The following is a 14,315-nucleotide window of genomic DNA, read 5'->3' as shown; positions in this document are numbered from 1 at the left end:
GCTACGCCCTTTTGCGATTTTAAGAAAACAGCTACAGCACAAGAAACGGTTATTTTCTTCTTTCCGGTAACCGGGTTGGATCGCTTTAGTAAATTAATGGAGCGGAAATCGCCCGATTCACTGAATAAAGTACCGACTCCAGGGAAGTTGAGCGCTGGGCAGGAGCCGTTGCTACCGGCAGAGGTGCTTAATCCGACGGTAGCCATTAGCGGCGGACAGGCCAATATTAGCTGGACCGAACCAACGGATCTTAGCGGCAAAGCGGACTACACGCATGTGGATATTTACGATCAGAATCAGGTAAAGGTAGCGGGGCCGATTGCTAAAGGGACAGCTGCGGCTACAATTTCGGGCTTGACGGTAGGTGTTAGCTATACGTTTAAGCTGGTGACGGTGAGCAGTGCGGGAATTGAAAGCGCCGGTGTGAGTAAAGCAGCAGATTCGATCCTGTCTACTGCGCCATCCCTGCTTATTACGGAAATTATGGCGGCACCGAAAGCAGCGGGTGAAGCCTTCGAGTATGTGGAGCTTTACAATACAACAAGTCAACCAATTGATCTAACGAATTATCAAATTCAGTATTACACACAACCGGGTCTGGCACAGCCTTGGACGGATGCAAATGCGAAGAAGTGGAAAATCGTAGCCCAGGATACGATGACTGAAGGTACGACCAACATGACGATTGCCGCGCATGACACCAAAATCGTCTGGCTGGTTAAGCCTGATCATCTGACGTATAAGGTGAATGATTTTATTAAAGAATACGATTCTACTTTGAGTGCGGATCAATTTGTATATGCACTATTAGGAGCGAAGGAAGGCTTGGACAATGCGGTTCAGCGGAATGTGGCAATTGTCCGGCCAGGAGGCGACCCTGTTAATGACCGGATCAGCATGGCTGCTTATAATGTTAATGCGGGCACAGGAAGCTGTGCGTATGTCGCTACGCAGACGACACCCGCCTGTGATTATAAAAGAACGGCTACCACTCAGGAAAGCATCATTTACTTTTTTCCGGCAGGCGGGTTAGATCCTGTTAGTAAATTAATGGAGCGGAAAACGCCAGAATCATTGAACAAAGTGCCGTCCCCCGGGAAGCTGAGTGCCGGTCAGGAGCCTCTATTTCCAGCAGAGGTACTCAATCCAACAGCAGTCTTAAGCGGTGGAAAGGCCTCTATAGGTTGGACGGAACCGACCGATCTGAGCGGTAAAGATGACTATACACATGTAGATATTTATCAAAATGGCATAAAGGCAGCCGGGCCGATTGCCAAAGGGACGTCTTCCGCAGTGCTTTCGAGCTTGATGGACGGTGCTGGTTATATATTTAAGCTGGTGACAGTCAGCAGCACAGGAATTGAAAGCGCCGGTGTGATTAAAAGCATAGGTGGGCCGATCGGATCAGGCATAACCCAAGAGGAACTTGGACTTAGAAGTACGAAAATTAAAGTGGCTGCTATTGGCGATAGCATTACACGCAACACAGGCACGACTACAACATATCCGCAAAATTTAGGAATAGTGCTCGGACCCGATTACGAGGTTAGAAACTTCGGAGTATCAGGCACGACTCTTTTGAAAAATGGTGACAGCTCCTATTGGAACCAAGCTGAATTTCAGCAAAGTAAGGACTGGAGCCCGGATATTGTTGTTATTATGCTCGGCTCGAATGATTCCAAACCGCAAAATTGGCAGTATAAGAGCCAGTTTGTAACCGACTACACGGAAATCATTAATCAGTATAAAAGCTTACCCTCTCATCCGAGAGTGTTTGTTAACCTTCCACCGAAGGTGTATGGGGCAAACAAATTCAGTATTACGGATTCGGTTGTAAAAGATGAGGTTATCCCTGCCATCCGGGAGACGGCAGCTTCTACAGGCACCACCGTTATTGATGTTTATTCGGCCACTGTCAATATGCCTGAGAATTTTCCGGATAACGTACATCCCAATGACAACGGGACCAAAGTCATTGCAAAAGCCGTACATGAGCAGTTGTCCAAATATTATATCAGCTATGGCGAGTTTAATAAGATCGTCCGGCAAGGTTCAGTGATCCCTGGGTTGAAGCAAGGAGTTATCCCGCAGGGAGCAGCCTATATGCCAGGAAAAAATTGGATGCTACATTCGTACTATCGTGAAGACGGCAAAGCAAGCGGTATTACTGTGACCGACCTTACAACCGGTAAATTTGTCAAAGCATTGGAGCTTTACCAAACAGATACGGTTCCATATAAAGGACATGTCGGCGGAATAGCCGTGAGTCAAGGCCATCTATGGATTTCATCAGAAGCCGAATTATTTCCAGTATCTCTTCCAGATGTGATAGCAGCAGTAGACGGCGGTAAGCTTATCATCTCGGATTGGGTACAGGTCGAGACCAACGGCTCTTTTGTTACGTATGCGGACGGCATTTTATGGGTGGGGGAATTTGCAAGGGATAACTATCCTACCGATCCGACTCACCACATGCCAAACAGAGATGGAATAGAGAATCCTGCTTGGGTAGCGGGATATAAGCTGAATAATAATGATCTGATACAAACGGGCAATAGCTACGGGACAGGAACGGCAATTCCTGATTATATTTTATCCATTCCGCAGGAGATTCAAGGTATGTCGGTAGTTGATGATAAGGTCGTGTTGAGCCGATCGTATGGCAGAAACAACGATAGCACGTTGTTTGCCTACAATTTCTCCTTAAGTTCAGCTCCGCATTCGCAAACTTCGAAGTTTGGAACAGCGCCGGTGCCGATCTGGTTTTTAGACGGAGCAAGCTTGATAAATACATTGACCATGCCGCCCATGTCTGAAAGTGTATTTGAACGCAACGGCAATTTATATGTATTGTTCGAGTCCGGGGCACAGAAATATGCGGATGGAAAGTACCCGATCGATAAAATGCAATTGCTTGATGCACAATCATTTCTTACTACGAACCCACCTACGGCATCGTTGCTTATTACTGAGATTATGGCTGCCCCGAAGGTAGCGGGCGAACCGTATGAGTATGTGGAGCTTTATAATACGACGGATCAACCGATCGACTTGACAGGTTATCAAATACATTATTATACGAATCCGGCGCTGCAGCAGCCTTGGTTGGACCCAAATGCAAAAAAGTGGGGCATCGAGCCAATGGATGGCATAACCGAAGGCGCGACGAACATGTCGATCGCAGCACATGGCACTAAAATTGTTTGGCTGATTAAGCCGCAGCATAGTACGTATAAAGTGAATCAGTTTATTGCAGAATTTGATCCTTCGTTAAAGAAAGAGCAATTTGTGTATGCAAGGCTCGGTGCTAATGAAGGCTTGGATAATTCATTTCAGCGCAATGTGGCAATCGTTGGACCGGGGGGCAATGCGGTTACAGATCGGATCAGCATGGCGGCATACAATGTTAATGCTGGCACTGGGGAATGTAAATATGTTGCTAACAGCACTACACCTGCATGTGATTTTGCGAAAACGGCAACGTCCCAACAAAGCGTGATTTACTTTTTGCCGGCAAATGGATTGGACTCAAGCAGCAAGTTGATGGAGCGCAGAGCTCCAGGCTCGTTGAATCAAGCGCCATCTCCTGGTAAACGGAGTAAGGGTCAGGATTTTGGAAATGGAGCACCAGTCGATCCTGAAAATCCGAATCCGCCATTGAAGCCCGCTTCATTACTTATTACAGAAATTATGGCTGCCCCGAAGGGGGTGGGCGAGCTGTATGAATATGTAGAGCTGTATAATACGACAAATCAACCTATTGATCTGACAGGCTATAAGCTTAACTACTATTCGAATCCGAAGCTCCAGCAGCCTTGGACAGACACGAGCGCGAAAGAGTGGAGCCTTGTCGGGATGGATGACATAACCGGTGGAAAGACGGATATGTATATACAGCCCTACAGTACGAAAGTAGTGTGGCTGGTCAAAGACAGCGGATTAAGTTCAAGCTCCCTTAAGGTAGAGCAATTTATTGCGGAATACGATTCAAGCCTATCAAAAGATCGAATTGTATACGCGAAGCTTGGAGCCAAAGAAGGTTTGGAAAATGCGGTACAGCGGGTTGTGGCCATCGTAGCACCAGGCGGGGATCGGAGTAAGGACCGGATCAGTATGGCAGCCTATAACGTTGGTGCAGGTACCGGAGAATGCCAATATGTCCCTTCGACCTTGCCAGCTTGCGACTTTGTACGAACAGAGAATCAAAAGCAACAGAGTGTTAATTACTTTATCCCAGCAAATGGATTAGATACAGACAACAAACTGATGGAGCGCAGAATTCCGGACTCCTTGAACCAGTCTCCTACACCTGGGAAGCTATACCCGGATCAAGTACCAGATTTTCAAGCAGCTACAGGGGACCAATTAGTAACATTAACTTGGAAAACAGAAAACTTGAATGTACTTGGCTATCGGACCTATCAGGATGGGATCCCTTTGGTGGCTTCCGTTACAACGGTAACCTATGGCACCTACTCCTTAACAGTGGGCAACCTGACTAACGGCAGGACATACAGCTTTGCTCTGACAGGCGTACTAAAATCCGTGTACGGGCAAGCGGAGGGGGAGACACCTGCAATGTTCCCGGTTCTCGTTACCCCTTATAGCTATACAGGAATGTTTATCGAGGGGCTGCCTTTAACGACGTCAGTAGGGAAATCTTTTGATGCCAAAGTTAAACTGAAGTATTTCGGCAAACAAGATGACGATATAACCGCACTGTCAACATTCGAAAGCAGCGATCCTTCTGTCATTACCATCACTGGTTCAGGTCATGTTACAACAATCGGTCAAGGTCAGGCTGAAATAAAGGCCGTTTACGGTGAGAAGGTCAGTACATTAAATGTAGGGGTCCGCTCCCTTTCCCAAGGAGGTGGCAATATGACGGAGACTGTGCCGAATATATTTGTACCGCCGTCAATTGCTTCAACGGACTCTAAGCATATCCTGGACGCTAACACTTATACCGTTACAAAGGCTGTCAATGATCAGGGTCAAGGCGTTGCAAGAATCAAGGTAAATGAGACGCAATTAGTGGAAGCATTCCAGGCACTAAGGGATAGCGATCCGTATCTGGCGCTTTCCTATGACGGTAATGAGCCGGTTGTTGAGGTAATCATGTCTGCGACGGCAGTACAAAGCGCCAAACAATACAACATAAACAGCCGGTTTGTCATCTACCAAAACGGTGTTTCGTTTGATTTTCCGCTAACGGCGCTTAAGCTTGAAACAGAGGCGCAGCAGCTGGGTGTAACCATGGATCGGATCAATATACATGTAACGATAGCAGCCCTATCGGACCAAAAGCTGGAAGAGATTCGAACATCGGTTTCCGGTAATGATGCCTCATTATTGTCAGGCGCCTATCATTTCCAGGTTCATATGGAGATAGATGGAAAAATGATTGAAATCAAGGATTTTGGCAAAGAAATGGTTACCAGAACGTTAATAGTTTACGGAATCGTAAATCCGGATGTATTGACGGGTGTTTTAATTACACCGGAGGGAACTGTACATTTCATTCCTAGTACAACAAAAGAGGAAGCCGACGGTAACACTTACGTTACAATGAAAAATACCCATAACAGCACATATGCCGTCATACAGTCCAAGAAATCCTATGATGATATCAAAGGGCATTGGGCTGAGCGGAATGTGGAGCAGCTTGCCTCCAAGCAAATTCTTAATGGCATCGCTAATGGACATTTTACTCCAGATACTAACATTACTCGTGCCGAATTTGCCGCTCTATTAGTCAACGCGACAGGGATGTCTGGACAACCGCTGAGTGTTGAAGAGAGCTCTATCTTTAAGGATGTGAATGCCTCCGAGTGGTATGCCAAATCCGTTGATATTGCAGCCATGAAAGGATTGGTCCTGGGTTACGATGAACATTTATTCAAACCGAATGCACTTGTGACCCGTGAGGAAATGGCAGTTATGATCCTGCGTGCGCTTCAAGTTACCGGGAAGGCGGACAAGTTGTCCGAGGCTCAGCTGCAATTCAACGATAAAGACCAAATTAGCGTATGGGCCCGCAAAGCAGTAGCCGAATTAGCCCAAGCCCAGATTATAGAAGGCATGGCCGAAAATACCTTTGTACCAACGGATAATGCGACCCGTGCGCAGGCTGTGACAATGGCGAAGCGAATGCTGTTATTGATGAATTATTTGGTTAACTAATCGAGCTGTGATGGAGGATTATATGAAGATAGGAGCTAAGAAGCTTTTTGCTTTACTTGTAGTGTTGTCCTTGTCATTAGGGATTAGTAATGTTGCAAATGTGCAAGCAAACGAAGAGGAGCAATCCCAATCCATCCGCGTCATGTCCTACAATATTCGCCACGGTGAAGGGAACGACAATAAGCTGGATATCAATCGTACAGCCAATGTCATCCGTGAATCGAATGCAGAAATTGTTGCTCTCCAGGAAGTGGATAAAAATTGGTCTGAGAGAAGCGACTTTATGGATCAAGCCAAGCATCTGGGTGAGATTCTAGGCATGCACTACGCCTTTGCACCTAATGTGGATGAGTCACCTGCAAAGGGCAAAAGCGAGCGACGGCAATATGGTACAGCTGTTTTAAGCAAGTATCCGATTGTGGAGTCCAATCAATATACGCTGCCTAAAATCGAAGAATCCAGCGAGAAGCGGGGCTTGCTGGAGACGGTTATTGATGTTGATGGAGTCAACGTAACTGTTTATTCAACCCATATGTCCATTATCGCGGGTGAGCGGGTAGTGCAAATTAAGGAGCTCGCCAAAATAACGGAGGAAAAAGCGGGCCCGGTCATTTTTATGGGGGATTTTAACGCTAAGCCGAATACATTTGAAATGCGCCCGATGTTCAAAAGATTTAGCGAAGCCTTTCAAGGCAAACGAAACGCCTATACAGCTCCAGTAACGAAGCCTGCTTATCAGATTGACTACATTTTATTCAATAATAATTTCGAACTTATGCGTAGTGATATTATTCAGACAGAGGCTTCCGACCATTTGCCGATTTTTGCTCAACTGCAAATCAAAGCCAAGTAAACACTTAGACCAGACAAACGGCAGGGTCTAGGACTCCTGCCGTTTATCTTTTTAGTATAAAAGCTATTGGAGGAGGCGTACGAATGGGGAGAGATACAGCAAAGAAGCCATCGGTCAGGGTGCTGTCATACAACATTCATCATGGGGTAGGAGAGGACGGCAGGCTTGATCTTAAACGTATAGCAGATGTCATTAAACAATCAGAAGCTGATATTATTGCCCTTCAGGAAGTGGATAAGCATTGGTCGGCACGAAGCGAATATGTCGATCAGGCACAGCAATTAGCAAAATGGCTTCATATGGAATATGTATTTGCAGTTAATTTGGAACGTTCGCCTGCCGAAGGCAGAACCGAGCTAAGACAATACGGCGTAGCTGTGCTAAGCAAATATCCAATTCACGCATCCAATCATTATGCACTGCCCAGTTTGGCAGAGGATAGTGAGAGCAGAGGCTTGTTGGAAGCAACAATCCGTGTGGGTGATGCGAACATAAATGTTTACACCGTTCATTTGGCTTTAACTCCAGAGGAGAGATTATTGCAAAATCAGACCATCGTCGAGATTGCAAGTAAAAAGATAGAGCCTGGAATATTTATGGGGGATTTTAATGCAGCACCCCAAACCTCAGAAATGCGTCCGATGTTTGAGCATTACCGGGAAGCATTCGAAGGTAAAGAGAAGTCTTATACGTTCCCTGTAACCAATCCTTGTTTGCAGGGCGATTATATTTTTTATTCCAAAAATGTGGAAGTTTTAAGTAGTGAGATTATTGTGTCGGAGGCTTCCGATCATTTGCCGCCTTTTGCGGTACTGGAACTAAACCATTAGCCCATAGTGTTATACAGAGAGATTATCTATTAGAAGGAGAAAGAAAACCATGACTAAAATCCGCGTAGGAGTTATTGGAGCAGGCTCTATATCTGTTTCACACTTAAATTCGTACCAAAATAATCCAAATGTAGAGTTGGTAGCCATATCTGATCTTCATGTAGAACGTGCTCAAAATAAAGCAGAAAAATACGAAATACCAAATATGTACAATAATTACAATGATTTGTTGGCCGATCCTCAAGTGGAGGCAGTCAGCATTTGTACGTGGAATGATACACATGCTGAAATCGCTATCGCGTCGCTAAAAGCAGGCAAGCATGTGCTTGTGGAAAAGCCGCTCTCCCAGACTGTTGAACAGGCACTGCAGGTGGAGCAAGCGGTTAAAGAAAGCGGCAAGGTACTGCAGGTTGGTTTCGTACGCCGATATGCTAACACAACCCGCGTGGCGAAACAATTTATCGATGCAGGCGATCTCGGCGAAATTTATTACGCCAAAGCTTCCTGCTTGCGCCGTCTCGGCAATCCGGGTGGCTGGTTTTCTGACAAGCAGCGCTCGGGTGGCGGTCCGCTCATCGATCTTGGGGTTCATGTTATTGATTTATGCTGGTATTTGATGGGCAGACCGAAAGTGAAATCGGTAAGCGGCAACGTTTACTACAAACTGGGCAACCGCTCAAATATCTCAAATTTATCCTTCTATAAGTCATCCGATTACAATGTGAAGAATGATGTCGAAGACCTGGCCAGCGCGCTGATTCGTTTTGAAAATGGAGCTTCCCTTATGATTGAAACGAGCTTTACTCTGCATGCCAAAAAAGACGAGATTAGCGTAAAGCTATTCGGTGACAAGGGCGGGGTAGAGATGGAGCCTGAGCTTACTTTTATTACGGAGAAGCATCAGACAATTCTTAATAGTCACCCGCAGATCGATCAGCTGAAATTTGAATTTACCAGTGCATTTCAGAACGAAATTGATCACTTCATTGCATGCTGCCAATCAGGTGAAAAACCGCTTAGCCCTATAGAAGACGGTATTGAAATTATGAAAATATTATGTGCTGTCTACGAATCGGCGCAAAAAGGCTCAGAGATATCATTTTAATCACTTTACAGGAGGAACCGGTACAATGAAAATAGCAATTGTTGGCTGCGGGACGGCGGATAACGTTCACGCAAGCTGTTTGATGAAATTACCGCAGGTTGAAGTGGTAGGGGTCTTTGATCTACAGGAAAAGGCCGCCAAGCAGCTTGCCGATACATGCGGTACAATACCGTACACCTCGTTCGATCAAATGATTTCTGAAGCAAAGCCTGATGTGATCAGTATCTGTGCACCTGCTTCTTTACACAAGGAATATACATTGAAGGCTGCACAAAACGGGAAACATGTCATTTGCACTACGCCGATCGCAACCAACCTTTTGGATGCACAAGAGATGATCGATGCGTGCCATACCTATGGGGTAAGACTGTTTGTAGGCAACGATGTGCGCTTCTCCCCCAATTATGCGAATTTGAAACGAGAAATCAAAGCAGGAGCTATTGGCAAGGTTGGAGTAGCTCATATGAAAAGGACAGGACCGTATCCTGAACTTTCAGCATCATCAGCAAATGCCAGCAATGTCATTACGGATTTGATGATATTCGATATCGACTTCGTACGATCGGTGCTGGGCGAGGTGAAAAGTGTCTACGCACTAAATCGGAAAAAAGATCAGCATGATTATGCGTTGATTACACTTCGGTTTTTAAGCGGGGCAATTGTTAATTTGGAAGGATACCTAGGTCACCCTGAGCGGCCTGTTGTTGCCGTTGATTTTGCCGGGAATGGCGGAATTATCCGGTTTAATAGCAATGAAATGTCATCGCTATCAATTCGTAAAGCACCAGGGCAGATCAAAGAGTCAGATTCGTCGATACCAGTAAATGAAATGAATATAAGCCAACTGAAAACTTTTATAGACTGCATTCGAAACGAAAAGGAAGCTGCGGTAACTGCCTATGATGCTTACAAAGCTTTGGAGATTGCACTGGCAGCTGTACAATCAGCTCAAACAGGGGTACCTGTACACATGGATTATGTGACCGCGGGCCAAGGAGGTAATCAGAATGTCTCTTAAAATAGGAATGATCAGCTTTGCCCATTCACATGCGGATACGTACTTGAAAATACTGTTGTCCATGCCGGGAGTTATTGTGTCCGCTATTGCCGATGATAATAAAGCTCGTGTGGAGAAATATGTGGATGAACACGGCATTTCTTATTTTGCCGATTATCTGGAGCTGCTGAAAACAGATGTGGATGCCGTCATCATTTGTTCGGAGAATGTACTGCACGCACAAATGACGATAGATGCAGCAATGGCTGGAAAACATGTGCTTTGCGAAAAACCGCTTGGAATATCGGTCGATGAGATGCAGCGAATGATCGAAACCTGCAAGGAGCAGCGGGTTCAGCTAATGACCGCCTTTCCATGCCGTTATATTCCGGCGGTCATTCAGGCAAAGGCAGCCATTGAACGGGGAGACATTGGGGAGATTCTAGCCATTAAGGGTACAAACCGGGGCACAATGCCCGGCGGATGGTTTGTTGATCCGCTATTGTCCGGGGGAGGCGCGGTGCTGGATCATACCGTGCATGTAATGGATTTAGTAAACTGGATATTGGGAAGCAGTCCGATCGAGGTTTATGCCGAATCCGGTACACTGTTTCATGATATTCCGGTAGATGATTCTGGAATGGTTCACGTAAAATTTGCTGATGGTGTATTCGCTGTGATTGATACGAGCTGGTCAAGAACAGAAGCCTTTCCGTTCTGGGGGGATGTTACGATGGAAATCATCGGGACCGAAGGGGTTATTTCCATTGACTCCTTTGCTCAGAAGAACGAGGTTTTTAGCAATAAAAAAATGAAAACAGAGTGGAAATACTGCGGCGTGAGCATGAACCATGGCTTAATACAGGACTTCGTAGACTCATTGCTGGAGAAGAGGGTCGTACCGATAACTGGTGAAGACGGTCTGTATTCGGCTCGTGTAGCTTTGGCGGCATACGACTCGATTCAGCAAGGACTACCGGTTTCATTGAGCTCGGTTAACAATTGATTCGTAAAAGGAGCCATGTATGGAAACAACAGCGTATACAAAAAACGTCGGCGTGAAGTTTAATGAAGACGGATCGGTAAGAGCATTCCCTGGAAACACAGTTATTTGCAAGATCGACTCTGTAGATCCTGTTTATTCTGAGCTTATGAAGGCACATGATTTACTCCGCCGAATGCCTGCAGCAGAGAAGTATGTGTTTATGCCACCATCCAGTTATCATATGACGGTAATCGAAGGTGTCTGTGATCAGGTCCGATCCTATACCCGATGGACGGAACGTCTTCCATTAGATGCATCGCTGGAGCAGGTTGACTATTTTTTTATTGAACAATATGAAACTATCCGCAAACCTGAAGCATTCTCTATGATGTGCAATACGATTCGTCCTACAGGAATCCGTCTTGTGCCGAGAACCGAAGAGGACTGGATGAAGCTCAGCAAATTCAGAGACGAAGTATCGGTGAAATGGGGGCTTCGGTTTCCAGGCCATGATCAATACGAGTTTCATATAACACTCGCCTACAATCTAGTTGAGCTTACTGAAGCTGAAAAAGTCGCCAGAGATGCTTATATGGATGAGATCAGCGCACAGGTTAAGAGCAGCTTTGGTGTTTTTGAAACGTCAGCTCCGGAGTTGGTATTTTTCGAGGATATGTTTCTTTTCAGTCCGATGAGAAAACCAGGCAGCTAAGGAAAACAGCATAGGCCGTATACCTTTTACCTGTGAGCATGGTGGGCGTTTATTTGTCCATATGCTATAGTTAAATCATCTCAAGAAAAAAGGGGTCCGTTATGCCGCAGCTTAATGTTAGAGGTATTTCTGCAGATCAAATGAGTGTAATCAGTAAGCCAATGATAGAGGAGCTTGCGTGGATTTGTGAATGTGGGTCGGACAATTTTACGATCGACTGCATGCAGACGGTATCGGTATTCGATGGACAGAGAGTCGATACCTATCCATTCGTCGAGATTGCCTGGTTTGAACGGGGAACGACAATTAGAGACCGCGTTGCGCTAGCGGTAACTCAGCATATTCAGTCCATAGGTGTTAAAGAGGTGGAAGTCGCCTTTAAGGTTTACAGTGAAGATGGCTATTACATCAACGGAAGACGGTGCGATTCACTCTAAAGCAGCTCGCCAAAGCTATGATAAAAAACTCCAATATATTCACTTAACCTTGATAGTAGCTCACTACTTGTCAAGGTTTTTTGTGCTTCCCCAAAAATTATCCTGCAAATACCAGGGTACAAGCGGAAACAAATGATGTGCTTCGTCCATATACTGCAGAATCAGAATGGATGAAAGGGTGAGGATGCAATGAAATACAAGGAAGCCTTTAAGTTTCTCATGGAAAACAAAGATATGCAGAAAATGTTTAAAGACATGAAGAAGACACATAAGGAGATGGAGGCGGTTCTAAAAAAGGCTCAAGCTATCAAGGATAAGAACAAGTAGTTATGATTGTCTGTGCTTGCAAAGGGACATTTGATGGTGGCCAAGCGAACTTCGGTTCAAACAAACGTGGGATCAGAAGGGCGGCATTATCACTTATCTAGTTTTGGCAAAATGCTCGCTCTTCCAAACACTTTCAAACTCTGATAAATTAATATCACAAAGAAGTGGCCGATCGATTCCTATCTGCTGCCCTGACCAGGAGGTACATTGGATGTACAAGCTAATATTGGTGGAAGATGAAGAAGATGTAAGGGAAAGCGTAGTGCAGGAGATTGACTGGGCACAGTATGGGTTCGAGGTCGTGGATAATGCGGAGAACGGTAAAGAGGCGCAGGACATGATCGAAAGATGGCTGCCGGATGTTGTTGTTACGGATATCAAAATGCCCTTTATGGATGGGATGCAGCTGTCGGAATGGATCAGGGATAAGTATCCAACAACCAAAATTATTATTTTGACTGGCTTTGATGAATTCGAATACGCGCAAAAAGCGGTCAAAATGCATATTGACGAATTTGTTTTGAAACCGTTTTCATCCAGAGAGCTGATCAATGCGCTAATCAAAATCAAGCTGCTGATCGATGAAGAAATGGCGCAGAAGGAAAATATCCAAGCTCTTCAGGAGCATTACCGTCAAAGCCTGCCTGTTCTCCGTGAGGTATTTCTTGCTTCATTAATCAATCGGAGATTAAGAAGAGCGGAGATCGAAGAAAAATCACTGAACTATAATGTGAATTTACAGGGGCGCAGCTTTCTTTTGTCTGTCCTTAGCATTGATAATCCTGAATGGCAGGGGGATCTCGCTGATAATCAGCAGCAAGCGCAAGCGCGTAATCAGGCTGCCTCACACTCCTTAAAATACTCGAAGGATAATGAGCTTAAATGGTTTGCAGTTTTGAATATTTCCGAGGAAATATTTAATAGGGTTAACCAAGGGATAGTCTTCCTTCATCATGACCACATCGTATTATTGACGGTGGACGAAGACGCGAGTGGGGATGCGGTAATGAAAAGAACGTTAGCCGTACTGGAGGAAATCCGTCAAAACGTTGATAAATATTTGAAGTTTACAGTTACAATAGGTGTAGGGACGGTAACGGAGGATATTACAAATATTAGTTATTCACATAAGGATGCGATTTTTGCATTGGATTACAGGCTCATTCTTGGTAATAACCGAGTGATTTGTATCGATGATGTGGAGACACGGTTTGTGGAGAAGCTTCGCTTTGACGAACTAAAGGAGCATGCGCTGATTCGCTGTATCAAGGTGGGTACCCTCCAGGAGTTGAAGGAAATTATTGATGACCTGTTCCTTGGGATCGCGGATACGCAGGTTTCTATTAAGGATTATCAGATTTATTTGTTAGAGATATTAACTGCGATATTAAAGGCTGCCAAAGCAGCGGATATGGATCTCGATGCGACTTTAGGGAGCGATTTTAATCCTTTTGCCGAAGTGAATACATTTACAAATCTGCAGGAAGCGAAGCAATGGATAACCGGACTTTGCAGCAAATTAATGAGCCATATTGTAAGTGATCGGCAGTCGGCTTATAAGTCTTTAGTGGACAAGGCGAAGGAATACACCCGGATGAATTTTCAGGAAAGTGATATTTCCATCACCAAGGTATGCCAATATTTACATATCAGCGCAGGTTATTTTAGCGGCATTTTTAAGAAGGAAACGAAGATGACGTTTGTAGGCTATTTGATGCAAATCCGGATGGAAGCAGCGAAGGAATTGCTCAGAACGACAGATTTGAGGACTTTGGACATTGCGGAACGGGTAGGTTATTCAGAACCTAATTATTTCAGCTTTTCCTTCAGGAAGCATGTCGGCGTGTCGCCCAAAGAATATCGAAGCAGCTCCAGAGAAGGGTAAT

Annotated in this window: 10 protein-coding genes; all 10 read left to right on the top strand. The window is 45.1% G+C overall.

Annotated features, from left to right (window positions below; genetic code table 11):
- Window positions 1–96: 96 nt before the first annotated feature.
- Entirely contained in the window at window positions 97–6,183 is a 6,087-nt protein-coding gene (locus tag GC093_RS27690) for a lamin tail domain-containing protein (RefSeq protein ID WP_216624846.1), read from the top strand.
- Window positions 6,184–6,205: 22 nt separating this feature from the next.
- Window positions 6,206–7,036: an endonuclease/exonuclease/phosphatase family protein gene (locus GC093_RS27685; RefSeq protein WP_171655149.1), complete on the top strand. Its 831-nt coding sequence runs from the start codon at window positions 6,206–6,208 to the stop codon at window positions 7,034–7,036.
- A gap of 83 nt (window positions 7,037–7,119) precedes the next feature.
- Window positions 7,120–7,866, top strand: coding sequence for an endonuclease/exonuclease/phosphatase family protein (locus tag GC093_RS27680; protein WP_171655148.1), 747 nt, complete (start codon window positions 7,120–7,122; stop codon window positions 7,864–7,866).
- A 49-nt stretch (window positions 7,867–7,915) separates the two neighbouring features.
- Window positions 7,916–8,971: a Gfo/Idh/MocA family protein gene (locus tag GC093_RS27675; protein ID WP_171655147.1), complete on the top strand. Its 1,056-nt coding sequence runs from the start codon at window positions 7,916–7,918 to the stop codon at window positions 8,969–8,971.
- Between the two features lie 25 nt (window positions 8,972–8,996).
- Window positions 8,997–9,989, top strand: a complete 993-nt coding sequence (locus tag GC093_RS27670; RefSeq protein ID WP_171655146.1) for a Gfo/Idh/MocA family protein — start codon at window positions 8,997–8,999, stop codon at window positions 9,987–9,989.
- Window positions 9,979–10,974 carry a Gfo/Idh/MocA family protein gene (locus GC093_RS27665; RefSeq protein WP_171655145.1) on the top strand — a complete coding sequence of 332 codons (996 nt, stop codon included), beginning with the start codon at window positions 9,979–9,981 and terminating at the stop codon, window positions 10,972–10,974. The genes GC093_RS27670 and GC093_RS27665 overlap by 11 nt, the downstream gene beginning before the upstream one ends.
- A 19-nt stretch (window positions 10,975–10,993) precedes the next feature.
- Window positions 10,994–11,665, top strand: coding sequence for a DUF1868 domain-containing protein (locus tag GC093_RS27660; protein ID WP_171655144.1), 672 nt, complete (start codon window positions 10,994–10,996; stop codon window positions 11,663–11,665).
- Between the two features lie 101 nt (window positions 11,666–11,766).
- Window positions 11,767–12,102 carry a DUF1904 family protein gene (locus GC093_RS27655; RefSeq protein WP_171655143.1) on the top strand — a complete coding sequence of 112 codons (336 nt, stop codon included), beginning with the start codon at window positions 11,767–11,769 and terminating at the stop codon, window positions 12,100–12,102.
- 189 nt (window positions 12,103–12,291) lie between these two features.
- A complete protein-coding gene (locus GC093_RS27650; protein WP_171655142.1) occupies window positions 12,292–12,429 on the top strand; it encodes a hypothetical protein in 138 nt (45 codons plus the stop codon).
- A gap of 211 nt (window positions 12,430–12,640) precedes the next feature.
- Complete coding sequence (locus GC093_RS27645) at window positions 12,641–14,314, top strand: response regulator transcription factor (RefSeq protein WP_171655141.1); 1,674 nt, start codon at window positions 12,641–12,643, stop codon at window positions 14,312–14,314.
- Window position 14,315 lies beyond the last annotated feature (1 nt).

It is taken from the genome of Paenibacillus foliorum, from assembly GCF_013141765.1.
In the GTDB taxonomy this organism is placed as follows: Bacteria; Bacillota; Bacilli; order Paenibacillales; family NBRC-103111; genus Paenibacillus_S; species Paenibacillus_S foliorum.
This window is presented reverse-complemented; position numbering and strand designations above follow the sequence as displayed.